Source organism: Agromyces italicus DSM 16388, assembly GCF_000421545.1.
GTDB lineage: Bacteria > Actinomycetota > Actinomycetes > Actinomycetales > Microbacteriaceae > Agromyces > Agromyces italicus.
Window position 1 is genome coordinate 168,548 of the sequence record NZ_ATXF01000006.1, and the last position, 22,967, is coordinate 191,514.

24 protein-coding genes are annotated in these 22,967 nt (G+C 68.5%); 3 read left to right on the top strand and 21 right to left on the bottom strand.

The annotated features are described in order from the left end of the window. Nucleotides 1-16 precede the first annotated feature (16 nt). Complete coding sequence (locus H516_RS19300; protein WP_051138772.1) at nucleotides 17-217, bottom strand: hypothetical protein; 201 nt, start codon at nucleotides 215-217, stop codon at nucleotides 17-19. 131 nt (nucleotides 218-348) lie between these two features. Between H516_RS19300 and H516_RS0108790 the strand changes: the two genes are divergently transcribed. Further along, on the top strand, nucleotides 349-1,368 hold the full coding sequence (locus H516_RS0108790; RefSeq protein ID WP_022889350.1) for a LacI family DNA-binding transcriptional regulator: 1,020 nt from the start codon (nucleotides 349-351) through the stop codon (nucleotides 1,366-1,368). A 130-nt stretch (nucleotides 1,369-1,498) separates the two neighbouring features. Continuing rightward, complete coding sequence (locus tag H516_RS0108795; RefSeq protein WP_022889351.1) at nucleotides 1,499-1,987, top strand: YajQ family cyclic di-GMP-binding protein; 489 nt, start codon at nucleotides 1,499-1,501, stop codon at nucleotides 1,985-1,987. A gap of 367 nt (nucleotides 1,988-2,354) precedes the next feature. Here H516_RS0108795 and H516_RS0108800 read toward each other — a convergent pair whose 3' ends face one another. The 20 genes from H516_RS0108800 to H516_RS19330 form a co-directional block, all read right to left on the bottom strand. Next, nucleotides 2,355-3,332 (bottom strand): hypothetical protein, encoded by a 978-nt coding sequence (locus H516_RS0108800; protein ID WP_022889352.1) that lies wholly within the window; start codon nucleotides 3,330-3,332, stop codon nucleotides 2,355-2,357. Nucleotides 3,333-3,665: 333 nt separating this feature from the next. Beyond that, a complete protein-coding gene (locus H516_RS0108805) occupies nucleotides 3,666-4,703 on the bottom strand; it encodes an alpha/beta hydrolase (RefSeq protein ID WP_022889353.1) in 1,038 nt (345 codons plus the stop codon). An 85-nt stretch (nucleotides 4,704-4,788) separates the two neighbouring features. Next, the gene (locus H516_RS19305; protein ID WP_022889354.1) at nucleotides 4,789-5,661 is read right to left on the bottom strand and encodes a type II secretion system F family protein; all 873 of its coding nucleotides are present in this window, start codon (nucleotides 5,659-5,661) and stop codon (nucleotides 4,789-4,791) included. Between the two features lies 1 nt (nucleotide 5,662). Next, nucleotides 5,663-6,619, bottom strand: coding sequence for a type II secretion system F family protein (locus H516_RS0108815; protein ID WP_022889355.1), 957 nt, complete (start codon nucleotides 6,617-6,619; stop codon nucleotides 5,663-5,665). Beyond that, complete coding sequence (locus tag H516_RS19310) at nucleotides 6,616-8,124, bottom strand: TadA family conjugal transfer-associated ATPase (protein ID WP_051138753.1); 1,509 nt, start codon at nucleotides 8,122-8,124, stop codon at nucleotides 6,616-6,618. The genes H516_RS0108815 and H516_RS19310 overlap by 4 nt, the downstream gene beginning before the upstream one ends. Then, the gene (locus H516_RS21310; RefSeq protein ID WP_022889357.1) at nucleotides 8,111-9,445 is read right to left on the bottom strand and encodes a CpaE/TadZ family protein; all 1,335 of its coding nucleotides are present in this window, start codon (nucleotides 9,443-9,445) and stop codon (nucleotides 8,111-8,113) included. The genes H516_RS19310 and H516_RS21310 overlap by 14 nt, the downstream gene beginning before the upstream one ends. Further along, nucleotides 9,445-10,221 (bottom strand): Flp pilus assembly protein CpaB, encoded by a 777-nt coding sequence (gene cpaB, locus H516_RS0108830; protein WP_022889358.1) that lies wholly within the window; start codon nucleotides 10,219-10,221, stop codon nucleotides 9,445-9,447. Before cpaB ends, H516_RS21310 begins: the two co-directional genes overlap by 1 nt. A gap of 40 nt (nucleotides 10,222-10,261) precedes the next feature. Then, nucleotides 10,262-11,281 carry a pilus assembly protein TadG-related protein gene (locus H516_RS0108835; protein WP_022889359.1) on the bottom strand — a complete coding sequence of 340 codons (1,020 nt, stop codon included), beginning with the start codon at nucleotides 11,279-11,281 and terminating at the stop codon, nucleotides 10,262-10,264. After that, complete coding sequence (locus H516_RS19320; protein WP_026378597.1) at nucleotides 11,281-11,694, bottom strand: TadE/TadG family type IV pilus assembly protein; 414 nt, start codon at nucleotides 11,692-11,694, stop codon at nucleotides 11,281-11,283. The genes H516_RS0108835 and H516_RS19320 overlap by 1 nt, the downstream gene beginning before the upstream one ends. An 86-nt stretch (nucleotides 11,695-11,780) precedes the next feature. After that, nucleotides 11,781-11,966, bottom strand: a complete 186-nt coding sequence (locus tag H516_RS0108845) for a Flp family type IVb pilin (protein WP_026378598.1) — start codon at nucleotides 11,964-11,966, stop codon at nucleotides 11,781-11,783. Between the two features lie 502 nt (nucleotides 11,967-12,468). Then, entirely contained in the window at nucleotides 12,469-13,119 is a 651-nt protein-coding gene (locus H516_RS19325) for a prepilin peptidase (RefSeq protein WP_022889362.1), read from the bottom strand. A gap of 73 nt (nucleotides 13,120-13,192) precedes the next feature. Next, nucleotides 13,193-13,510 carry a HepT-like ribonuclease domain-containing protein gene (locus H516_RS0108855; RefSeq protein WP_022889363.1) on the bottom strand — a complete coding sequence of 106 codons (318 nt, stop codon included), beginning with the start codon at nucleotides 13,508-13,510 and terminating at the stop codon, nucleotides 13,193-13,195. Beyond that, nucleotides 13,507-13,995, bottom strand: a complete 489-nt coding sequence (locus H516_RS0108860) for a nucleotidyltransferase domain-containing protein (RefSeq protein ID WP_022889364.1) — start codon at nucleotides 13,993-13,995, stop codon at nucleotides 13,507-13,509. The genes H516_RS0108855 and H516_RS0108860 overlap by 4 nt, the downstream gene beginning before the upstream one ends. 160 nt (nucleotides 13,996-14,155) lie before the next feature. Further along, nucleotides 14,156-15,538, bottom strand: a complete 1,383-nt coding sequence (locus H516_RS0108865) for an FAD-dependent oxidoreductase (RefSeq protein ID WP_022889365.1) — start codon at nucleotides 15,536-15,538, stop codon at nucleotides 14,156-14,158. Nucleotides 15,539-15,604: 66 nt separating this feature from the next. Continuing rightward, complete coding sequence (locus H516_RS0108870) at nucleotides 15,605-16,732, bottom strand: polyprenyl synthetase family protein (RefSeq protein ID WP_026378602.1); 1,128 nt, start codon at nucleotides 16,730-16,732, stop codon at nucleotides 15,605-15,607. Between the two features lie 140 nt (nucleotides 16,733-16,872). Continuing rightward, nucleotides 16,873-17,577, bottom strand: a complete 705-nt coding sequence (locus H516_RS0108875) for a class I SAM-dependent methyltransferase (RefSeq protein WP_022889367.1) — start codon at nucleotides 17,575-17,577, stop codon at nucleotides 16,873-16,875. A 229-nt stretch (nucleotides 17,578-17,806) separates the two neighbouring features. Next, nucleotides 17,807-19,051: an isochorismate synthase gene (locus H516_RS0108880; RefSeq protein ID WP_022889368.1), complete on the bottom strand. Its 1,245-nt coding sequence runs from the start codon at nucleotides 19,049-19,051 to the stop codon at nucleotides 17,807-17,809. A 179-nt stretch (nucleotides 19,052-19,230) separates the two neighbouring features. Then, nucleotides 19,231-20,088 (bottom strand): polyphosphate kinase 2 family protein, encoded by an 858-nt coding sequence (locus tag H516_RS0108885; RefSeq protein ID WP_022889369.1) that lies wholly within the window; start codon nucleotides 20,086-20,088, stop codon nucleotides 19,231-19,233. A gap of 80 nt (nucleotides 20,089-20,168) precedes the next feature. Next, nucleotides 20,169-22,148, bottom strand: coding sequence for a 2-succinyl-5-enolpyruvyl-6-hydroxy-3-cyclohexene-1-carboxylic-acid synthase (gene menD, locus H516_RS0108890; protein WP_026378603.1), 1,980 nt, complete (start codon nucleotides 22,146-22,148; stop codon nucleotides 20,169-20,171). Continuing rightward, nucleotides 22,141-22,587 (bottom strand): PLDc N-terminal domain-containing protein, encoded by a 447-nt coding sequence (locus H516_RS19330; RefSeq protein WP_022889371.1) that lies wholly within the window; start codon nucleotides 22,585-22,587, stop codon nucleotides 22,141-22,143. Before H516_RS19330 ends, menD begins: the two co-directional genes overlap by 8 nt. 72 nt (nucleotides 22,588-22,659) lie before the next feature. On the opposite strand from H516_RS19330, the gene H516_RS0108900 reads away from it, so the two are divergent. Further along, a complete protein-coding gene (locus tag H516_RS0108900; protein WP_022889372.1) occupies nucleotides 22,660-22,959 on the top strand; it encodes a DUF4229 domain-containing protein in 300 nt (99 codons plus the stop codon). Nucleotides 22,960-22,967: the final 8 nt, after the last annotated feature.

The following is a 22,967-nucleotide window of genomic DNA, read 5'->3' on the forward strand; positions in this document are numbered from 1 at the left end:
CATGCTCCGCTCGGGGCTAGGACGCGAGCGAGGTGAAGAACGTGCCGATCGAGGCCGCGGCGTTGAACACCGCATCGACGGCGCCCTGCACGGCGTTGGCGGCGTCTTCGGGGCGGGTGATCAGGTAGAAGGCGGCGAAGACCACGACGAGGCCCAGGACGATGCGCTTGACCCACTTCACGGCGGTGGTTCCCTTCGAGTGACGGATGGCGGGCATGCCGACCACCCCTTTGGGCAAACCCTGACCAAGGCATTCTTGCCCCAACCGGCCGCCCTGATCAACGCGCCGCGCCGTGAAGGAGCGGGTGCGAACGGTAGGATTCCAAGCGGTTACGGGGAATGAGGGCCATGGCCGGCATCGAAGAGGTCGCGAAACTCGCGGGGGTCTCCACCGCGACGGTGTCGCGCGCGCTCAGCGGCCGCGGCCACGTCTCGCCGGGTTCGAAGGCGAAGGTGCAGGATGCCGCGGCTCGCCTCGGCTACGTCGTCTCCTCGAACGCCTCCTCCCTGGCATCCGGGCGCACCCGCAACATCGGCGTCGTCGTGCCGTTCCTCAACCGCTGGTTCTTCTCCTCGGTGCTCGAGGGCGCCCAGCAGGCGCTGCTGCGCCGCGGCTACGACCTGACCCTCTACAACCTGTCGGGCGACGGGCAGGAGCGCTCGAGCGTGTTCGAGCACTTCCTGCTGCGTCAGCGCGTCGATGCGGTCATCGCCGTCTCGCTCGAGCTCACCGAGCACGAGGTCGCCCGGCTGCACGAGCTCGGCAAGCCGCTCGTCGGCGTCGGCGGCCCGATCCCCGGCGTGCGCACCCTCACGATCGACGACGTCGCCGTGGCGCGGCTCGCGACCGAGCATCTCATCGGGCTCGGGCACCGGCGCATCGCCCACATCGGCGGCGACCTCGAGTTCGACGTCGACTTCCACCTGCCGACCAACCGGCGGCTCGGCTACGAGGGGGCGCTGCGCGACGCCGGCATCGAGCCCGATCCGAGCCTGTTCGCCCCGGCCGACTTCACGATCCGCGGCGGGTACCACGCGACGAAACAGCTGCTCGGAGCCCCCCACGACCGGCCGACCGCGATCTTCGCCGCCTCCGACGAGATGGCGATCGGCGCGACGCTCGCGGCCCGCGACCTCGGACTCGTCGTGCCGCGCGACGTCTCGATTGTCGGCATCGACGACCACGACCTCGCCGACTTCTTCGGCCTCACGACGGTCGCCCAGTTCCCCAGGCTCCAGGGCGAGCAGGCCGTCGACATCCTGATGGACGAGCTCGAGCCCCCCACCGTCGACGCGGCCACGCCGGCGGCGACCCAGCTCCCCTACGAGCTGCGGGTGCGTTCCTCGACGGCCCGCCCGCCCGAATAGCGGCGTCCGTGGGTTGAGGAGCGAGCGCAGCGAGCGTCCCGAAACCCGAGTGCATTCCTGCCGGTTTCGAGACGGCGCGCGCCCCGTGGCATCCGTTCGTCTGATTTCGCGCCTCGGTAGACTGGCTCGCATGGCAGATTCAACGTTCGACATCGTGAGCAAGGTCGACCACATGGAGGCTGAGAACGCCGTCAACCAGGCGCGGAAAGAGGTCGAGCAGCGCTACGACTTCAAGAACGTGGGCGCGTCGGTCGAGTGGAGCGGCGAGAAGATCCTCCTGAAGGCGCAGACCGACGAGCGGGTGAAGGCCGTGCTCGAGGTCGTCGAGTCGAAGTTCATCAAGCGCGGCATCACGCTGCGGTCGCTCGACTCGGGTGAGCCGTACCCGTCGGGCAAGGAGTTCCGCATCGAGATCGCGCTGAAGAACGGCATCGACAGCGAGAACGCGAAGAAGATCTCGAAGATCATCCGCGACGAGGCGCCGAAGAGCGTCAAGAGCCAGATCCAGGGCGACGAGCTGCGCGTCTCGTCGAAGAGCCGCGACGACCTGCAGGCGACGATGGCGCTGCTCAAGGGCAAAGACCTCGAGGTCGCCCTGCAGTTCGTGAACTTCCGCTGAGCTCGCGGCCGCCCGGCCCGCGCCCGCGCGCCCAGCCCGCCGCCCGCCCTGCCCGCCGCCCGCCCTGCCCGCGGCCCACCCGCTCTGCCGCCCGCCCTGCCCGCCGCCACGAACTTTTGACGGCACACGTTGCCTGTGCGCGCCGAACGATCTGGCGTCAGGCGGCAAAGCGCCGTGGCGATGGCGCCGGCCCGGTACCCGCGTGGGGCGGCGGCGGCGCCACGCCAGGAGTGGACGGTGCGGCGCCACGCCAGGAGTGGGCGGTGCGGCGCCACGACTTTTTGACGGCACACGCTGCTTCGGCGAGTGCGGATGCCGATCGTGAGGCGTGAAAAGGTCGTGGCGGCAGGCGCGCGAAGCCCGGGGCTCAGAGGAGGGCGAGGCGTCGGGGGCCGGCGGGCAAGCCGAGACCGCGCAGCCGGTGCGCGAGCGGTTCGCCGGCCCACATATGCTGCCAACGCCACCTGTCGAATGCGCCGACCTGTCGCCGTAGCTCCAGCTCGCGCTCCTTCTCGTCGATGAGCGCCCGCACCCCGTCGGTCGTCGTCGTGGTCGACAGATACTTGCCGTCACCGTCTGCCTCGCCGACCGCCCCGTGGTCGGGCCAGTGGAAGTCGACGTAGGCGAACATGCCGGCCTCGGGCAGCCAGAATCGCTGTTGCTGAGCGGGCGTGGGGAATCCGAACTCCTCGAATCGGAGTTTGCTGCACGTCTCGAGCGGTGATCCTGAGAGCGACGATGCTCGCGAGAGCACCGCGAGCACCTTGCGACACCCGGGATACGGCGTGAGCCGATCATGTTCGGCGCGAAGGCGGTCGAGCGTCGTGCGTGGGACCGCGTTCGTCCACGGCATCGCGGCGACCGCGGCTTCGACCGCGACGAGTGCGGCGCCCAGCGTCGCGTGCCGGCACAGCTGGACGAGCGAATGCTCGATCGAGGTCACGACGAGCCCGCCGACCCGGGTGAGGGCGACGTCGTCGAGTCGGGCCACGCCCACCGTGCTGGAGCGACGGTACCCGTGGTCCGCCGGCGCGAGGACGAAGACCTGCTGCGGCCAGCCGCCGATGATCGGCAGCCCGTGCAGCGCGATGGCCGAGTAGGAGGTGAAGATCGGGTTGCGCAGCGTCTCGGATGCCGCGTACACCTGCCTGCGGTGCGCCTCGGCCGCACGCTGTGCTGACGACCATGAGTCGGGGTCGGGCTGCGGCCGGCGGTAGACACCGCGGCGCACCCGTTCGAGACGCTGCGCGTGAACTTCGGTCTCGAGTTCGGACTGTCGTCCGGCAGCCCGTGCATCGCGCGCAAGCACGAAGCCATGTGACGTCGTCGGGAATTCGCTCGGCATCAGAACACCCTCGCGTGGGATGCCGCCCCTCATCCTCGATCCACGGCGCACCCGTGGAAACTCCGCAGGCTCGGTTCCCTGTGGAGGACCACTCGCTCCGCGAGCGACATTGCGGGCGCCGCCGACGCGCCCAGGGTCCGTTGCGCTACCGCTACGACGTTTTGCCGCCACACAATGGTTCGAGCCGTCAGAAGTAGGGGCGTCTGCCGTCACACCGCAGTGGCGACGAACCCGAGAAGGAGAAGGAGGGGAAGGGGAAGGGGAAGGAGAAGGAGAAGGGGAAGGGGAAGGGGAAGGAGAAGGAGAGGGAGTAGAAGAAGGAGGAGGAGGGCCTCAGCGGCGCGGGCCGTAGCCGCGCAGCCAGCGGGTGATGTCGGCGTAGGCGGCGGCACGCGCCGGGCCGCGCGACAGGAAGACGTCGTGCAGGGCGCCGTCGATGCGGGCCACGGTCACCGACGGGCCGAGCTTGAGCGCCCGCTGGGCGATCTCGTCGACGACGAGCACGCTGTCGCTCGAACGCATCGCCTCGTCCCAACGGGGGAGGATCGTCGACCGCGCCGACAGCAGGGTGAGTACCGGCGCACCCACGTCGATGCCGGCGTCGACCGTCGCGTGCCCGGCCAAGATTGCCATGAGCCAGGCCGGCGACGTCGGGAACCCCCGATCTGGCCGCCACTCGTGGTCGTACTCCCACTCACCGCCCTGCTCGCGGGCGACGGCGCGTGTGTAGAAGCCGAGATCGACGTTCGGCAGCGGCGCGAGCGGGTGCACGCGCGCCCCGAGCTCCATCATCGGCGCGAGCGCCTGCCGGCCGACCTTGCTCAGCTGGAACTCGAGCCACGGACTGTTCAGCACGAGCGCCGCCGCACGCCCCGGGTGCCGCGCCGACCAGAGCGAGAGTGTGAGCCCTCCGGTCGAGTGCCCGAGCAGGATCAGCGGGCGGCCCGAGGCCGGGCCCGTGGCATCCGGTTGCCCCATCGCGGCGAGCGCGGCAGCGATGTCGGCATCGTAGGTGGCGAGGTCGGCGACGAACCCATGGGTCTGGCCGGGTCGTAGGCTGCGCCCGTACTTGCGCAGGTCGAGCGCGTAGAAGCGGGCGCCGAGACCGGCCCAGAACTCGGCGATTTCGCGGTTGAAGAAGTAGTCGCTCCAGCCGTGCACGTAGAGCACGTCGGCCCCGGATGCCGCGCCGCGCGCGAGCCGCGGCCGCCACCTCGGGCGATACCGCACGAGGGTCGCGACAACGTCGCCCTCGTCGTCGCTGCCGAGCGGGAGGGTGAGCTGCTCGAAGCGGTCGCCGAGGAGGTCGGGGCGCCAGGTGGGCGGCTGGGCTGCATCAGCGGGGCGCACGCTCGCCTCGGTCTCCCCCACGCCGCCTCCCCTCGTCGCGAAGCCAGCCTATCGAGCGTTGACCGGACCGCTGATGCAAGGCGCGACTGGGTTGCTCCTGGCTGGTTCAAGTGCGGTTGAATGCCTCAATCACGCCGACGACCGCCGGGGTCATGACCACGATGAACAACACAGGGAGGAGGCAGAAGATCAGCGGGAAGAGGATCTTCACGGTGACCTTCTGCGCCTGCTCCTCGGCGCGCTGACGCCGCTTGAGCCGCATCTCGCTCGCCTGGACGCGCAGCACATCGCCGAGGGCGATGCCGTAGGCGTCGGCCTGTACGACAGCTCGCGAGAAGCGACGAAGATCTTCCGAGCTCGTCCGCTGTTCGAGTTCATGGAACGAATCCCGACGTGTCCGACCGATCGACATGTCCTGCAGTACACGCACGAGCTCCGCGGAGAGCGGACCTTTGCCGCCACGAGCGGACTTCGCCATCGCTGCATCGAACCCGAGGCCGGCTTCAACCGCGATCGTCATCTGATCGAGGGTATCCGGGAGTGCGACGGCGATGGCCTCCTGCCGGTCGTGCGCACGTGAATTGATGAGCACGTCGGGGAGAAAGAACGCGAGCACTGTAACGAGAATCGCGAGGAAGATCATGATCGGCTGCGGCCCTGACCGCGAGATCACGAGCAAACTGAGCAGCACCGCAGTGATGGGCAGCAGGATCTTCCACACCGCCAGTGCGTTCGGTGTCCACCCGTTCGGACGGCCGGCGTAGACGATCTGCTTCTCGAGCCAACCGATGTACCCCTTCGGCGCGGCAGCGACCAGTCGAGAACCGATCGACCCCTGCTGCACCGGTCCGACTTGAGGCCCGACGGCCACGCCTTCTTGCATCGGCTCCTGCTTGGCCGACTTGGGGAAGAGCAGGAAGACGAAGAGCCCGAAGCACACCGCAGTGACGACGGCGATGACGATTCCAAGGATTTGCATCTCAGAACTTCACCTTCACCGAGAAGCTCACCCAGACGGTACCGATGATGAGCAGGAGGAACGCCACGACCAGGGCGATGATGCCGATCGGGTTGGTGAAGAAGAACGAAACGTATCCCGGGTTCACGACGAGGAGGAAGAAGAAGACGCCGATAGGGAGGGCGACGAGCACGATCGCCGACAGACGGCCCTCCGCGCTCAGCGCCTTGACGTGACGGCGGATTTGATTGCGCTCGCGGATCGTGCGGCCGACCTGATCGAGCACCTCCGCGAGGTTTCCGCCGGTCTCCTGGTTGATCGCGATCGCTTGGGCGACCCATTCGAAGTCGGCGCTCTTCATGCGTTGCGCGGTGTTCGTGAGCGCCTCAGCGAGGTTACGACCGAGGCGGGTCTCGTTGACAACTCGAGCGAGCTCCTCACTCGTAGGTTCTTCGGCCTCGGTCGCCACCGCACCGAGAGTGCGGCTGAGCCCATGACCCGCACGCAACCCACCCGCAAGCATCTGCACCGTGTCGTCGACCTGGTCGGCGAACTTCGCTTGACGTTGCGACGTGCGGAGCGAGAGCAGGAACTTCACGAGAAACGGGGTTGCCGCGCCGAAAACGACGGCGAGGATCAGCCAAAAACCGTTCGCGAGCCCGAGGAGCACACCGAGGAGCGCCATGACGCTCGTCGCCGATGCGACGAGGATGAGGAACCCCGAGCGCTCGGTCTTGATCCCGGCGAGTTCGAGTGCCTCGGGGCTGAACATGCCGCCGGAGCGGTTCGTCGTCGCAGAGTCGATCGCGGCGGTGGCCCGATCCGTGATCTTGGTGAGCGCGGAGACATGCTCTTCACCGGGCGCAAGGCGCCGGTCGCGCGCGACCCTCGGAGCGGGCGGTGCGATGACCAAGAAGACGAGAACGAGCAATGCGAGCAGACAGATTGCCACGCCGCCGACGATGAGGATCGGGCTCATCGGATTTCTCCGAGCATCTCGATACGGTCGACCTGGAAGAGCGACATCGGCAGGACGATGCCATGGTCGGCGATCCGCTCGGCGAAGCGCGGCCGGACCCCGGTCGGGCCGAGGCGCCCGAGCAGCCGGCCCTCGTGATCGAAACCCGCGGAGTAGTCGAAGCTGAACGCATCCTGCAGGGTGATGATGTCGCCCTCCATGCCGTGCACCTCGGTAATGTGGGTGATGCGGCGTACGCCGTCCTTGTGCCTGGTGATCTGGACGATGATGTCGATGGCCGAGGCGATCTGCTCACGAATCGCCCGCAGCGGGAGGTCCATTCCCGCCATGAGCACGAGCGTCTCCATGCGGGAGACCGCGTCGCGGGGCGAGTTCGCGTGCAGCGTCGAGATCGACCCCTCGTGGCCGGTGTTCATCGCCTGCAGCATGTCGAGCGATTCGGCACCACGCACCTCGCCGACCACGATGCGGTCGGGGCGCATACGCAGTGAGTTGCGAACGAGGTCGCGGATCGTGATCTCGCCGCGACCCTCGATGTTCGCCGGCCGTGACTCGAGCCGCACCACGTGCTCCTGCTGAAGCTGGAGCTCGACCGCGTCCTCGATCGTGATGATGCGTTCGTCACCTGGAATGAACGCCGACAGTACATTGAGAAGCGTCGTCTTACCGGTACCTGTACCGCCCGAAACCAAGATGTTCAACTTCGCCCGAACAGCCGCGTCCAGGACCGTCGCTGACTCCCTCGACATGCTGCCGAAGTTGATGAGGTCGTGGACAGTGTAGGGAGTACCGGCGAACTTACGAATAGTCAGGGACGCCCCATCGACCGCGAGCGGCGGGATGATCGCGTTGACACGCGAGCCGTCTTCGAGTCGGGCATCGACAAGCGGCGATGATTCGTCGATACGGCGGCCAACCTTCGCGACGATCCGCTCGATCACCCGACGCAACTGGGGCTCACCGGTGAATCGGTGCGGCGACTCCTGCAGTCGACCATTGCGCTCGACATAGAGACGGTCGAATCGATTGACCATGATCTCGCTCACGGTCGGGTCTGCGAGCAGAGGCTCGAGCGGCCCGTACCCCAGCACGTCGGCGCCGATATCCTCGATCAAGCGATTTCGTTCGGCGGTCGACAGCGCCAACTGTTCGCCCGCGACGATGTCGGCGAGTTCGGCACGCGCGAGGAGGTGGAGTTGCGCTTCGGTCAGGGAGGCGTCATTGAGGCGTGCACCGATACGGCCGAAGAGTTCCTGGGCCGCCTTCTCCTTCACCGCGGACAAGGGGTCCACCGCTCCAGCTGGGCGCGGGTTCGCCACCCGGGGCGGAGTCTGCTGGAAGAACGTGGGCTCCGTTGCTGCCGTGGGGGGCTGCTCGGGCGGTGTCGGCGGAGTTTCGACATCGTCGTGCGCCAGCGATTCGGTGGGCTCCTGCACAGCTGGCCCGAACGGTTCGGCGGTGTCTCGCTCACCGCGGAGGGCATTCAATCGCTCATTCAGGTTCATTCGATCGCCGCCTTCTCTGGATCTTGCTGCGCTTCGGGAAAGCCTCGGGTGCGATGCGGAGCACGATCGATCGGATCGCCTTCGCCGCGGGGTCGCGCACGTCGTCGTGGATGAGCGGCACCCCCCGATTCGAGGCGAGCAGCACCGCCGATGACTTGGGCACCTCGATGTCGACGGGCGCACCGATGATGTTCTCGACGTCCTTGATGGTGAGCCCGCTGTGCTTGTCGACTTGATTCAACACGATGTGTCGATTGCCGGGCATGAGTCCGAGTTTCGTGAGCAACTCGAACTCGGTGCGAGTGGCACGCAGGCTCGGCACACCCATGTTGGTCACGAAGACAGCATCGGTGACGTGCTCGAGAGTGACCAGCGTGTGCTCGCCGAGCCCCGGCGTCGTATCAATGACCACGAATCGGAAGGTCGATCGCAGCCTGCTGATGAGATCTGCGAGTGCGGCAGGCGCCACCTGATCTCCGAGTTCGGGCGACGGCGCGCTGGCGACGACGAAGAAGCCGTCTTCGTGTCTCGTGAGCGTCGTCTTCAGAACGAGTTCGTCGATCGCCGCGTCGGCGACGGCATCGACGATCGTCTTGTCCGGTTGGAGTGCGAGCGTAGCTGTGATATCGCCGAACTGCAGATCGGCGTCGACGAGTACCACCGAGTTCGGTGCGACCTCGGCGAGTCCGGTCGCGAGGTTGATCGCGATCGTCGTCTTGCCCTGTCCGCCCTTCGGGGCAACGACCGCGATGGCCTCCGTCGGGGCCCCGGCCTCGAGCGGTGGGAACTCCCACATCGGAGCCTCGGGTTCGACCTCGTCGCTCGCCGCGAGTTCGGCTGCGAGATCCGAATCGACGACTACTTCATCTGCGACCGCAGCGTCGATGAACGGGGCATCTTCGACCTCCACCGCAGCCGGAACGTCGAAGTCGTGCGACTCGGCATGCCCGTGCGCGACGAGCCACAAGGCGAGGCGATCGAGCAACCCCACTGTGGTCTCGTCAGTGGCGTCGGGGTTCAGTACGGCGTGGAGCGAGAGCTCATCCACCCAGTCTTCGAGGTCAGACCGCTGCTCTCGTACGACGATCAGCCCGAGGTTCGGATGCTTTGCGGTCAACGCGTCGACCAGTCCCCGGGTCTCTTCGTAGTTGAGCACAGGGCCGAGCATCGCGATCCGTGGCACGTCATTCACTCGGCTGACGACCGCTTCAGGGCCGAACGTCAGGAACTCACCCGGGACCACGGCAAGCCGGTCGCCGAGCAGAGCCCGCAACCGGGTCTCGTACTCGGCGGATCGACTGACGAGCAGGTACGGGAGCACTATCTGAGGTTGCTCTCATTTACCGGAGCGGAACCGGAGGTATCGGTCGCCTCGTTCTGCAGGGTTGCCCAAAGTCCGACGTAGGGGATGTAGTCACCCGCCTGCTCGTTCCCTTCCATCGCCCAGACCAGGCGCTCTGCATCGTGGGTCGCGAGCGCAACCGTGAGTAGAATCGTGTCGCCGCTCGTCTCACTCCCCTCCGAGGAGTCGCCGTCGCTCACGTTCTCGCCGATCTGCGCGTTGGTAACCAAGACGCCGTTGAACGAGAACTGGGACTCGGGTACGAAGGTCGGGGTACCGTCCTTTATGTCGACTCCAGCTTCGTATTTCGTAACGACCAGACCGATCTTGCTGCCGGATCGAATCGCGCCTCCGACCATCCGCTGCACGGGGAGGGCGAAGCTGACCTCCTGCATCCCTGCCGGCACGTCCACGTCTCCACGTGAGGCCTTTTCGGCAGGGGACACGAACTGAGCCACGAGCAGTTGCTCTCCGACGAACACCTTGCCGTCGGCGACCAAGCCGTTGAGCTCGGAGAGCTTCGTCACGGCACCTTCAGGGATGTTTCGCTGCGGCGCGCTGTCGAGCTTGACAAAATCACCGACCGACTCGCCCGGGGTGCCGCTGGGGATTTCCTCCGTGACGACGTAGACGTCAGCGAGCTCGGCGCCCTGCTGGGCGCGCGCATCGGCGCCTCTCACGTAGGTGACAAGAAGGAACGCGCCGACGACTGTGAGGATGAGGGCGATGATCGCGCCGATGATTCGGGTCTTCATGATGTTCGGGGTCTTTCAGGGCCGGGGTGAGGGTCGGGCACTAGCTGATCAAGCTGACGGTGGTTGAGATATCTGTGCCGGGCACGGAACCGACCGGTACGTACTCCTGAAACTTCAGGAGTATTGCGCGGCAGTTGCCTGTGCAGTTCAAGTTGTCGACGTCTTGGTTCGTGTTGTCCCAAACGTTCGGGAGCCCGGTACCGGTACCGCCGAACATCCACGCGATGATCTCCACCTTCGCGTAGTGCTTGAGGTGGACAACGGCATTCTGGCCCGAGCCGCTCACCTTCGTGTCGAAAATCGGGACGTAGAGCGACTGCCCGACCAGCGATTCGGTGAACAGCGCGTGGCAGAGCATGCCGTACTCGTTGTCGATGCCGTTGTTGCCGGTATTGCTCCCCGCGGTCGTGCCGTCATTGTTGACCTCCGAGAGGCAGCCGATCGGGTTGCCGTCATCGTCGAGCAGCGGGTCGAGCCATCCAAAGCCACCGGGCACATCGGGCTCAGTCGGATCGTTGTCCCGATCGCAGGGCTTGTTCCGGTCGAACCGCACCCAATGCTCGTCGTTATCCTCCGCGCCCGCCGCCCCGACCCCTCGCTCGAACTCGCACGATGAAAGTGCAAGGGGGATGGTGATGTCACCGGCTGCCCATCGAGCTGTCGCTGTGGCCGTCACTGGGCCGTTGTCTGTGACACCGATCACCGCCGCGAACGGGTGGAACGGTGAGGTCGTGCCGTCGACATTGAGCGTGCTCACGTCAATCCGCACGGTACGAGCGGAGCGATCGATCACCTGGTCGTCGATCGCGACGGCGTCGTCCTCCGAGTTGCCGTTCGCGAAGTTCGAGGCGATCGTCGTATCGCCATTCGTGGGGCAATGACTCACAGAGCACTTCGTGGCGACGGCAAGTGCCGCTGAATCCGCCGCATTCTGGAGCTGGGCACGCTCGTAGTACAGCATCCCGGTGTCGACGCCGATCGCAGCCATCCCGAAGATCGGCACCAACAGAATCGCAACGAGCACCGCGCTCGCACCGCGCTCCCGGCGCATCCGCTCCATCAACCGCCGCATATCATCTTGCTTTCTGCTGACAGCACCCGTTCGGGCGCGAGGAGCCAATTGAACCACCCGGTGAGCCCAGGCGCCTCCAGGGTGGCGACGGCCGTCACCGAGAGCGGTTCATCATCGGGATTCGTCGGTGCGCACTCCATCGACGTGAAGGTGATCGACGCGTCGGGGATGAGAGGTGCTGCGGCGAGGCCCTCCGCGATCGCCTCTGCCTCGGCGCCGGGCTCAGCCCAGTGAATCGCCATGGTGCGCGCCGCTTCGCGCGCCGCGTTGCCGAGCGAGACTTGCTGACCGAACGCCCATCCGAACTCGATGATCCCGAACACGACGGTGAGTAGGACGGGCAGGATCAGCGCGAACTCGACTGCCGCCGCTCCGCGTTCACGTGCTCGATGCGTCGCCATGCGATGCCCTCTCATTGACGCACTCTTTGGTGCCACAGAGTGGCGAGCCGCTCTATGCGGTCCGCCACTCCGGTCGAAACCTCGCCTTAAGGAATCTGCTGTTCGACGGTCGTGAAAGCCCCAAGGATGTCCTGCCCCAGAAGGGCGACGACGCCGACGATGACGGCAGCGATCAGGGCGACGATGAGGCCGTACTCGACCGCAGTCGCGCCCTCCTCTTCGGTACGGAGCGAGTTGACACGCGCCTGGAGACGCGAGAATGCCTTCAGCATGATGGACCTCTTCGGGTAGTGGGACATCTGCACTCCCCGGTCGGGTGGTGCATCCGCCTGCAGGTACATGCGGTGACATGAAGGTATCCACCGCATTCTGGGTGACCTATGCCCCACTTTGGGGGAGGCATCCGCGCCGATACGCAACGATTGGCTCAGATCGGGCGTTCTCGGCGCAACATGCGTGATCGTGACCCCCAATCTGGGGGTTTAACGGGGTACAGGTTTGGGGTACACACGTACCCTGCGATCGGGGTACAGATGTACCCCGATGCGGGGCGGGGGTCTCGATACGCTGGTGAGTTCGCTACGCCGCCGGATTTCGAGACAGTCGCTACGCTCCCTCCTCAACCCACTCGACCGCCGGGTTTCGAGACAGTCGCTACGCTCCCTCCTCAACCCACTCGACCACCGGATTTCGAGACAGTCGCTACGCTCCCTCCTCAACCCACTCGACCACCGGATTTCGAGACAGTCGCTGCACGACCTCCTCAGCCCGCGCTCACCCCGCCAGCAGCACCGCCACGAGCGCCCCCGCGAGCATCGATGGCCCGAATGGAATCGACCCCCGCAACGTCACCCGTTTCAGCGCGAGCGCCACGAGCGAGGCCACGCCCCCGATCACGAACGCGGCGAGCAGGGCGACGAGCCAGGGCGACAGCCCGAACCAGCCGACGAGCAACCCGATCACGAGTGCGAGTTTCACGTCGCCCATTCCCATCGACGACGGCGAGATGAGGGCGAGCACGAAGTAGGCGGCGAACATCGCCGCGGCACCGGCGAGCGCCCAGACGAGCCGCATCCACTCCCCGGCGACCCAGGTCGCCGGGATCAGCAGCACCGCCACCGCGGCGAGCGCCGGGAACACCACCGCGTTCGGCAGCCGCTTCTCGACGAGGTCGACGATCGAGAGCACGGTCGCGCCCGCGGCGAAGGCGAGCAGGGCCGGCAGCATCCAGTCGGGGCCGAAGCGCAGTCCGAGCAGGCCGAAGGTCACCGCGGTCGTCACTGCGGCGGCGAGGCGCAGGGCGGTGCGCCGAGGCATCCGCTCGCCAATGATCGAATGCACCGACCATGCGGCCAGCGGCCACCACCCGAGCGCGAACCCGGCGGCGGCGAGGGCGAGCGCGGTCAGCGGCGCGATCAGGGGCATGGTGGAGAGCGTAGCGCCGCGCGGGCGCGCCGTCGCGCGCGTGTGCACAGGGCACGACGCAGCCGATTCGGCTTCAGAGCGCCTGACGCAGCTTCGACTCGAACCCTGGCAGGTCGTGCACGACGGTCTCACGAATGATCGTGAGGTCGACCGAAGCGTACCCCTGCGCGATTCGGTTTTGGGTCGCCCAGATGACTTTCCAGTCGTCAGCGAAGACGCGGTCTCGAAAGCCAGAGCTTGTGGCCGCGATGGCCTCGATCGCCGCAGCCAATCTCAGGCTCACCGCATCGGCGATCGTCTCGTCATCGAGGTCGCCGCGCGCCAGATGTCGCTGAAGCGCGGCCAGGTGGTCGAGCGCGTCACCCACCAGTTCTGCGTCGGTGCGACTCACAAGGGCACCGCTTCGCTCAGCACCTGGTCTGCGACATTCGATCGTAGCGAGCGGGCCGGCACGACATCGACGTGTGTGCCGAGCAGTTCGGCGAGCTCGACCTCGAGCCGAGCGAGCGAGAACAACCCCGTACCCTCGTCGAGGTCGACGAGCAGGTCGACATCGGATCGGTCGTCATCGGTACCTCGAGCGACGCTGCCGAACACCCGCACGTTGCGGGCGCCATGATCGCCCGCGATCCGCACCACCGACGACCGATTCGCGCCGAGTCGGCGACCGAGTTCCGACCGGCCGTGAAACCGGAGCAGGCGTGAGACCTCAGGCTGACTTCGCCCGATCGCCTCAGCGATCTCACGCTGCGAGAGCCCCGCCGCGGCGCCCGTGCGCACGGCGCCGACGAGTTGGGCTCGCGATCGACGATGAAGCTCATCGGCGCTCGCCGCCTCAGCGCGCAGTCGCGCCACAAGCTCAGCCGAGCCATCCATATAGCAAGTACTATCACTTGCGTCCTGCGTGATGGAGGTGCCAGGTCGGGGTCTCGAGACGCTCCGCTCCACGACCGGCGGGACCCGAGCTCCTCGACCCACGGGACCCGAGCTCCTCGACCGACGGGACCCGCCGCTACGCGACCGGCGAGACCCGCCGCTACGCGACCTCTCCGCGCGAGATGTCGACCATCTCATCGCGGGGCACGACCTTGACCCGCTTGCGGCCTTCGGCGCCGCCCAGCTCCTGCTCGTGCTCGTCGAGGCGGTGCCAGCCGTCGAGATCGGTCCAGCGGATTTCGCGCGACTCGAGCAACTCGATCACCGACTCCTCCGACGGCGACTCGGGCCGCCACCAGTTGCCGAGGTCGTTGATGACGTGCTTGATCGTCTCCATCGCGTCCGACTTGGTGTGGCCGATGAGGCCGACCGGGCCGCGCTTGATCCAGCCGGTCGCGTACACGCCGTACATCTGCCGCGCCTCGCCGGTCTCCTTGTCGCGCGTGAGCACCTGGCCCTCGTGGTTCGGGATGACGCCGAACTTCTTGTCGAACGGGATGCCGGGCAGCGGCGACCCGAAGTAGCCGACCGCACGGTAGACCGCCTGGATGGGCAGTTCGCGGATCTCGCCGGTGCCGACGACCCCGCCGGCGCCGTCGGGGGCGGTGCGTTCCCAGCGGATGCCGCCCACGCGCCCGTTGCCGTCGTCGATGATCTCGAGCGGCTTGGCGAAGAAGTGCAGGTGCAGGCGACGGCTCGCCTCACCGACTTCGCGCTGGCGCCACTGGTTCAGCACCTTGTCGATGACGAAGACCTGCTTGTTGCCCGACACCGCTGCGCGGGCGGCGTCGTCGTAGTCGAAGTCCTCGTCGTAGACGATCATGTCGACGTCGCGCAGCTCGCCGAGCTCGCGCAGCTCGAGCGGCGTGAACTTCACCGAAGTCGGGCCGCGACGGCCGAACACGTGCACGTCGGTCACGGGCGACGCGGAGAGGCCGGCCGCGACGTTCGGGGGGATCTCGGTCGGCATCAGGTCTTCGACATGCTTCGCGAGGATGCGCGACACATCGAGCGCGACGTTGCCGTTGCCGATGACGGCCACTTCGCGCGCCTCGAGCGGCCACGTGCGCGGGAAGTCGGGGTGCCCGTCGAACCAGCTCACGAACTCGGCGGCCCCGTACGAGCCCTCGAGATCGATACCGGGGAGGTTGAGCGACGCGTCGCGAACCGCGCCGGTCGCGAAGATCACGGCGTTGTAGTGCTTCTTGAGGTCGTCGAGCGTGATGTCCTCACCGAAGCGCACGTTGCCGAAGATGCGGATGTCGCCGCGGTCGAGCACCTCGCGGAGGGCCGTGATGATGCCCTTGATACGCGGGTGGTCGGGGGCGACGCCGTAGCGGACGAGCCCGTATGGCGCGGGGAGGTGATCGAACAGGTCGATCGACACGTCGAAGTTGCGCTCGGCCTTCAGCAGGATGTCGGCGGCGTAGATGCCGGCCGGGCCGGCCCCGACGATCGCCAGTCGCAGCTTGTTCCTCGTCACATCTCTCCTCACTTCGAACCTTCGAACCTTCGGACCTCGGAGACGGCGTACGCGTCGGCGCCGCCGTCAGCTCTGCCGCTCGACGATCGTCTCGGCGAATCGCGTGAGCGCCTTCTTCACACTTCCTTCGGGCAGCGGGGCGAGCGCCTCGACCGCCTCGGCGGCCCAGCGGTGCGCCTCGGCGAGCGTCGCCCGGGTGGCCTCATGCTCGCGCAGCTCGGCGACGATCGCGTCGACCGTCGCGCGCGACGGCACGATGCGCGAGGCGAGCGTGTTCGTGTCGAGCGGGTCGCCGAGGTCGGCGGTCGCCGCGGTCACGGTGACCACGTCGCGCTCGATGCGGGCGAGCAGATCGGCGGATGCCTCGTCGGTCTTCGCCATCTCGGCGAGCCGCAGGAGCGGCAGCGTGACCACGCCCGCGCGCAGGTCGGTGCCGGGCACCTTGCCGGTCTCCTCGGGCTGCGGCGACAGATCGATCACGTCGTCGATGAGCTGGAACGCGACGCCGACCTTCTCGCCGAACTCGACGATGGGGGCCTCGTAGGCGGGGTCGGCTCCCGAGAACACCACGCCCGACTGCGCGGCCGCCGCGATGAGCGAGCCGGTCTTGTCGGCGAGCACCTGGATATAGTGCTCGATCGGATCGTCGGCCTCGGTCGGGCCGACGGTCTCGTGCAGCTGGCCGAGCACGAGCCGCTCGAAGGTGTCGGCCTGCATGCGGATCGCCCGCTCGCCGAGGCTCGCCATCAACTGGCTGGCCCGGGCGAAGAGCAGGTCGCCGGTGAGGATGGCGACCGAGTTGCCCCACACCGCGTGCGCGGCCGGGACGCCGCGGCGACGGTCGGAGTCGTCCATGACGTCGTCGTGGTACAGCGAACCGAGGTGCGTGATCTCGATCGCCTCGGCGGCGGTGATCACGTCGTCGGTCGCGCCCGCGCCGAGCTGGGCAGTCAGCAGGGTCAGCATCGGCCGCACCCGCTTGCCGCCGGCTTCGAGGAGATACCTCGTCGAGACGTCGGCGATGGAGTCGGCGAACTGCACCTCACTGACGAGTCCGGATTCGACGCGTTCGATGCCGGCGTCGATCGCCCGCGCCATGGCCTTGTCTGCTGCGGACGCGAAGACCCGCTCGCTCAGACCCAGGTTGGCGGCGAGCGCGGAGCCGCGACGGGCGACCGGGTGGCTCGGATTCACGCTCACCAGCCTACCGGTGCCCGCATGCGCGCTCGCATCAGCGATGCGTCACCCGAGCCGGTTGAGGAGCGAGCGCAGCGAGCGTCTCGAAACCGGCCGCGCGCACGCCCCAGGTTTCGAGACGGCGCCGGCGCGCCTCCTCAACCAGCCTTGCGGGCGCGGTGCAGGGCGACGACGCCCATGGTGAGGTTGCGCCAGGCGACGTCGGTGTAGCCGGCCTCGCGGATCCAGGCGGCGAGCTCGGGCTGCGCCGGCCACGCGTTGATCGACTCGTTGAGGTATTCGTAGGCGGTGTCGTTCGAGCTCGAGAGCTTCACGAGCGGCGGCATCACGTAGCGCTGGTACACGCCGTAGCCGAACCGCACGAACGGCGTGGGCGGCGTCGAGAACTCGCAGATCACGAGCCGGCCGCCGGGCTTCGTGACGCGGAAGAACTCGGCGATCGCCAGCTTCGGCTCGTTGACGTTGCGCAGGCCGAACGAGATGGTGACGGCATCGAAGGCGTCGTCGTCGAAGGGCAGCTTCGTGGCATCCGCCTCGACGAAGACCAGGTTGGGCACCTGCGCCTGCCGGCGACGACCGACCTCGATCATGCCCGGCGAGAAGTCGGCGGCGACGACCGAGGCGCCCGACTTCGCGAGGCTCGCGCTCGAGGTGCCGGTGCCGGCGGCGACGTCGAGGATGCGCTCGCCCGGCTTCGGATCGACCGCGCGCGTCGTCGCGACCCGCCAGAGGGGGGCGTTGCCGACCGAGAGCACGGTGTTGGTGCGGTCGTACGCGGCGGCGACGCGATCGAACATCGCCGACACCTCGCGGGGGTCCTTGCCGAGGTCTGCGCGGGTCATCCCCCGATTCTACCGGGGCTCTCTCGCCGAGCGGCGGATCCCCTGACCACCCGGTCGCCGGCCCGAGCACCCCCTCTCCGGCGCCCCGACGCTGCGTCGACCTCCAGCCGAAACCAGGCGTGGTCGTATGGTCGTGTGGTCGCGCTCTCCAGACGTGCCACTCCCCCAGCCGCGCATGCAGCGGAACTCAGTGAGGCGCAGCATCCCGCGATGCGCATGCAGAAGGCCGCTACCCGCCGAACGCCTCGACGATCGGCCGGAACTTCATGTCGGTCTCGGCGAGCTCGTCGGCGGGCACCGAATCGTGGACGATGCCGCAACCGGCATACGCCGTGACCGTGCCGTCGGGATCGACCTGTGCGCAGCGCAGCGCGATCGCCCACTCGCCGTCGCCGTCGCCGTCGACCCACCCCACGGGGCCCGCATACCGCCCGCGGTCGAAGCCCTCGAGCTCGGCGATCGCGTGCAGCGCGATCTTGCGCGGCGTGCCCGCGACGGCGGCCGTCGGGTGCACGGCCTTCACGAGGTCGAGCGAGCTCGAACCGTCGCCAAGGGTGCCCTTGAGGTCGGTGGCGAGGTGCCACAGGTTCGGCAGCTGGAGGGTGAACGGTTCGGGGCTCGTGTCGAGGCGGGTCGTGTGCGGTTCGAGCCGCTGCACGGCGCTCGCGACGGCGAGCGCATGCTCGGCGAGGTTCTTCTCGCTCGCCGCGAGGGCAGCGGCATGGTCGCGGTCGGATGCCTCGCCGGCGCCCCGCGGCGCCGTTCCGGCCAGCACCCGCGCCGAAACGGTGCCGTGGTCGACCCGCACGAGCGTCTCGGGGCTCGCGCCGATGAGTCCGTCGACGGCGAAGACCCAGGTGTCGGGGTAATCCTCGGCGAGGCGGTTGATGGTCGCCCGCAGCCCGGCGTCGTCGCCCAACGTGCCGACGAGCTGGCGCGCGAGCACCGCCTTCTCGAATTCGCCGACATCGATGCGGCGCACCGCCTCGGCCACGGCCGACTCGTACGCCTCGGGCGGCAGCGAACCCGGCTCGAACGCGACCCGCGGAACCTGCCGCTTCGGTGCGGGCTCGGGGACGGTCACCTCGGTGGGCGTCTCGAAGCCGATTCGCGTCACCCAGGCGCGACCGTCGCGGCGGCCGATGACGAGTTCGGGCACGATGAGCACGCTCGTCGCCTCCGACTCGTCGGCGAACCCGAACGCGCCGAACGCGACGAGGCCGGTGCCCGGCAGCCCGACCCGGTCGTCGATGTCGGCGTCGGCGGCGATCGAGGTCCACGCCGAGGCGGCGTCCTCGATGCGCGAGGGGCCCGACGATTCGACGCGCAGCACCTCGCCGAGTCCGACGATGCCCTCGCCGCGGCGCATCCAGACGAGCGGGTGGCGCGGGTCGGTGCGCGGAATCAGGGGTTCGGTCTCATCGACGGCCACCGTCCTGACGACGAGGCGCGCCGGGGCGTGCGTCTGACTCACCTCGCAAGCCTACGCTCGTGCGGCGGACCTGCGGGTTGAGGAGGGAGCGCAGCGACCGTCTCGAAACCCCGGGAACGGCCCACAGCGGGTTGAGGAGGGAGCGCAGCGACCGTCTCGAAACCCCGGGAACCGCCCACTCCGGATCTCGAGACGCTTCGCTCCTCGATCCACTCAGACGCTCAGCTCGCCGCGAGACGCGCCCGCTGCTCGGCGACGTCGTAGTCGGCCACGGGCCACTCGAGCCCCATCGTCTCGAGCGCGTCGATGAGCAGGTGCTGCACCGCGAGCCGCGCGTACCACTTGTGGTCGGCGGGAACGACGAACCACGGGGCATCCGCCGTCGACGTTCGATCGAATGCCACCTGGTACGCCTCGCGGTACGCGGGCGCGAGCAGACGCTCGTCGATGTCGCCGGGGTTGAACTTCCAGTTCTTGTCGGGTCGGTCGAGCCGCTCCTGGAGGCGCTGCTTCTGCTCGTCGGCCGAGATGTGCAGCATCACCTTGATGATCGTCGTGCCGTTCGCGACCTGCCCGCGCTCGAACTCGTTGATCGCGTCGTAGCGGCGCTCGATCTCGGCGGGCGGGGCGAGTTCGCGCACGCGCCCGATCAGCACGTCTTCGTAGTGCGAGCGGTCGAAGACGCCGATCATGCCCGGGCCGGGCGTCTCCTTGCTGACGCGCCAGAGGAAGTCGTGGCCGAGCTCCTCCTCGGTCGGCTTCTTGAACGCCGCGAGCTGCACGCCCTGCGGGTCGACCGCGCCCATCACGTGCTTGACGATGCCGCCCTTGCCCGCAGTGTCCATCGCCTGAAGCACGAGGAGGACCCTCCGCTTGTGGCCGCCCATGCGGCTGCCTGCGAACAACTGCTCCTGAAGTTCGGCGAGGATGCCGGCGCCTTCGGCGAGCGCCGCCTTCGCATCGCGCTTGCCGCCGTCGAAGCCGGGGTGCGCCTGCGGGTCGACGTCGGCCAGGCGGAACCCGGCAGCGACCCGGAGGAGTTCGGCGGGGTCGGCGGTCCAGAACGATTCGCGGCTCATGCGGCCATCCTGCCGGTCGGCCGGATGCCACGGCAACTCTCGCCCGCCCGCCGACGCGGCACGGCGGCGCGCCGCGCGGCTCAGCGCGGCAGCGGAACCTCGAGGATCGTCGGGCCGTCGACGCGCGTGCCGAGTGCCTCGTCGAGTTCGGCGCGGGTCGACGCCCGCGAGTACGACCAGCCGTAGGCCGTGGCGAGCGCTGCGAGGTCGACCTGCTGCGGCGTGAACTGCACGCGGTCGAAGGCGTCGGCCGGTGCCGTCGCGGCCACCTCCAGGGCGTCGAAGATCGTGCCGCCGCCGTCGTTGCCGACGATCAGCAGGAGCCGGGGTCGCGGTTCGCCCGCGCCGAGCAGCAGCGACCCGACGTCGTGCAGCAGGGTGAGGTCGCCGATCAGCGCGCGGGTCGTGCTTGAGTCGGCTGCACCGCCACGGGATGCCTCCGCCCAAGCCGCGATCGACCGCTCGGCCTGCTCGGCCGCAGCGAGCTTGGCGGTGAGGTCCGATTCTGAGTGGGTTGAGGAGCGACGAAGGAGCGTCTCGAAGCCCTGCTGGTTTCGAGACGCGTCCTCCTTCGTCGTGCGCTCCTCAACCGGCTCTTGAGTCGGGGCATCCGTCTGGCTGGCGATCGCGATGCCGAGCGCGGTCGCGACCGTGCCGTCGATGCCCGCGAGGCCGCGATTGGCGTGCACGGTGATGCGGCGGCCGGGCACGGCCCGGTCGGCGTCGCGAATGAGGCGGGATGCCCCGAACACGAGCCGGTCGTGCGGCCACGTCGCGCCCCAGATGGCGTCGACGAGCATGCGGCGGGTGATCGGCGCGCGGGCGGCGGCGAGCTGGGCGCGCATGAACTCGCGGTGGAGTTCGAGGTCGCCGACGTGCCCCGTCTCGTCGATTCCCTCGGCGACGGCGGGCGCGGCCGGCGGCAGGCCGGCCTCGACGAGGATGCGACTCGTGTGCACCCAGCGGCGCACCCAGCTGCGCTCCTCGGCGGTCTGCGGCGCGGCGGGCGTCACGGTTTCGGCGTGCACGGCGCGCTCGAACCGGCGCACGCGCCTGCCCGGGTTGAACCATTCGATGCCCGACGGCGCGACGACGATCGTCTCGACGTCGTCGCGCTGCACGAGCGCCGGCACCTCGCGCGACAGTGTCGGATGCCCGAACACCACCACCCGCTCGACCGCATCGCCGAAGCCCGGCTCTCGCAGCAGATCGCGGTACGCGACGACGAGGTTCGGCCCGAAATGCGCACCGCTCGTGACCTCCGCCGCGAGCGGCCAGTCGCCGTCGCGAGCGAACGCCTCGGCCTCGGGGCCGGCGCCCGCCCCGGCGACGACCAGGGTGCGCGGTCCGCGGGCGATCAGGGCACCGACGGGTCGATCAGCGGGCTGAGGAGGGAGCGAAGCGACCGTCTCGAAACCACCGGCGCCCGGGCTTCGAGACGCTCCTTCGTCGCTCCTCGACCCACTCCACGGCGAGGACAACGGTTCGCGCAATTGCAGGTTGAGGTGCACCGGCCCGGGGCCGGGGTGGGCGATGAGCCCGCCGTCGGCGTCGCGGCCGAGGGCCGCCGCGACGACCTCTCGGGCGAGCTTCGCCGCGAACAGCGACTCCCCCGGCGCCCCCTCGGGCGCGGTGACGTCCCGCTCGAGGCGCACAGCGCCCGCGAAGATGCCGGGCTGCATCGTGGTCTGGTTCGAGCGGATGCCACGGAGCTCCGCCGGGCGATCGGCTGTGAGGAGCACGAGCGGCACGCCCGAGTGATGCGCTTCGAGCACCGCGGGGTGCAGGTTCGCGACGGCGGTGCCCGAGGTCGTCACGACGAGCGCCGGACGACCCGCCTCGACCGCGAGCCCGAGGGCGAGGAAGCCGGCCCCCCGCTCGTCGAGACGCACGTGCAGGCGCACGAGACCCTGCCGCTCGAACTCCGCCGCGGCGAGCGCGATCGCCTGCGAACGCGAACCGGGGGCGACGACGACGTCGAGCACACCGGCGCGCACGAACTCCTCGAGCAGCGCGACCGAGAACGCGGTCGCCGGTGCCGTCGGCACCGACTCAGGCATTCGGCCGGGGCGACGGGCCGGTCTCACCCGGCGTGCCGGGGGCGTCGGGGTTGTCGGGCCGCTTGCCGGGTTCTGCCTTGCGGCCCGCGCCGGGGCCTCCGGCCGAGGCATCCGTCTCGCCGTCGAGCTCGGCGAGCTCTTCTTCGAGCCGGCGGATGCGATCGGCCTGCACGGCGTCGTCGCCCAGGCGACGAAGGAAGTCGGTGTCGTCGTCGGGGGCGACGGTGCGGCTGCGCCCGGCGGGGCGGTTCACGGAGCCGCCGCGACCGACGAGGAACCAGAGCACAGCGCCGATGACGGGCACGACGAGGATCACGACGATCCACCAGCCGCGCTTCAACCCTCGGATGCGCAGCCGGTCGAGCAGTGCGCAGTCGACGACCGCGTAGACCGTGAAGATCACGGCGGCGACGCCGAGTCCGAAGAGCAGCCGGGCCATGGTGCCAGTCTAGGCTCGCCGGGTCACGGCTGGCTGGGAGCCGCCTTCAGACACCGCACCTACACTGTCAGGGTGAAATCCGTGCCCGTCTGGATCTGGTACACGACGATTCGAGTCCTCCTCTTCGCCGTGCCGCTCGCCGTCCTCCTGATCGCGGGGGTGACCCCGTGGATCTCGGCGCTCGTCGCCGCGGTGTTCGGATTCAGCGCCTCGCTCCTCTTCCTGCGCCGCCCGCGCGAGTCGATGTCGAACGAGATCTACGCCGCGCGCAATCGTGAGAAGCCGCTCGCACGTGAAGACGACGAAGCCGAGGATGCGGCGATCGCCGCTGCAGACGAGCCCGCTGCACCCGAGCAGCGCGCCGCCGAGTGACCGCAGCG

Coding starts and splice junctions, on each gene's coding strand:
- H516_RS19300 (WP_051138772.1), bottom strand. CDS start 217: ATGCCCGCCATCCGTCACTCGAAGGGAACCACCGCCGTGAAGTGGGTC.
- H516_RS0108790 (WP_022889350.1), top strand. CDS start 349: ATGGCCGGCATCGAAGAGGTCGCGAAACTCGCGGGGGTCTCCACCGCG.
- H516_RS0108795 (WP_022889351.1), top strand. CDS start 1,499: ATGGCAGATTCAACGTTCGACATCGTGAGCAAGGTCGACCACATGGAG.
- H516_RS0108800 (WP_022889352.1), bottom strand. CDS start 3,332: ATGCCGAGCGAATTCCCGACGACGTCACATGGCTTCGTGCTTGCGCGC.
- H516_RS19305 (WP_022889354.1), bottom strand. CDS start 5,661: ATGCAAATCCTTGGAATCGTCATCGCCGTCGTCACTGCGGTGTGCTTC.
- H516_RS0108815 (WP_022889355.1), bottom strand. CDS start 6,619: ATGAGCCCGATCCTCATCGTCGGCGGCGTGGCAATCTGTCTGCTCGCA.
- H516_RS19310 (WP_051138753.1), bottom strand. CDS start 8,124: ATGAACCTGAATGAGCGATTGAATGCCCTCCGCGGTGAGCGAGACACC.
- cpaB (WP_022889358.1), bottom strand. CDS start 10,221: ATGAAGACCCGAATCATCGGCGCGATCATCGCCCTCATCCTCACAGTC.
- H516_RS0108835 (WP_022889359.1), bottom strand. CDS start 11,281: ATGGAGCGGATGCGCCGGGAGCGCGGTGCGAGCGCGGTGCTCGTTGCG.
- H516_RS19320 (WP_026378597.1), bottom strand. CDS start 11,694: ATGGCGACGCATCGAGCACGTGAACGCGGAGCGGCGGCAGTCGAGTTC.
- H516_RS0108845 (WP_026378598.1), bottom strand. CDS start 11,966: ATGCTGAAGGCATTCTCGCGTCTCCAGGCGCGTGTCAACTCGCTCCGT.
- H516_RS19325 (WP_022889362.1), bottom strand. CDS start 13,119: ATGCCCCTGATCGCGCCGCTGACCGCGCTCGCCCTCGCCGCCGCCGGG.
- H516_RS0108860 (WP_022889364.1), bottom strand. CDS start 13,995: ATGGATGGCTCGGCTGAGCTTGTGGCGCGACTGCGCGCTGAGGCGGCG.
- H516_RS0108875 (WP_022889367.1), bottom strand. CDS start 17,577: ATGACCCGCGCAGACCTCGGCAAGGACCCCCGCGAGGTGTCGGCGATG.
- H516_RS0108885 (WP_022889369.1), bottom strand. CDS start 20,088: ATGAGCCGCGAATCGTTCTGGACCGCCGACCCCGCCGAACTCCTCCGG.
- menD (WP_026378603.1), bottom strand. CDS start 22,148: ATGCCTGAGTCGGTGCCGACGGCACCGGCGACCGCGTTCTCGGTCGCG.
- H516_RS19330 (WP_022889371.1), bottom strand. CDS start 22,587: ATGGCCCGGCTGCTCTTCGGACTCGGCGTCGCCGCCGTGATCTTCACG.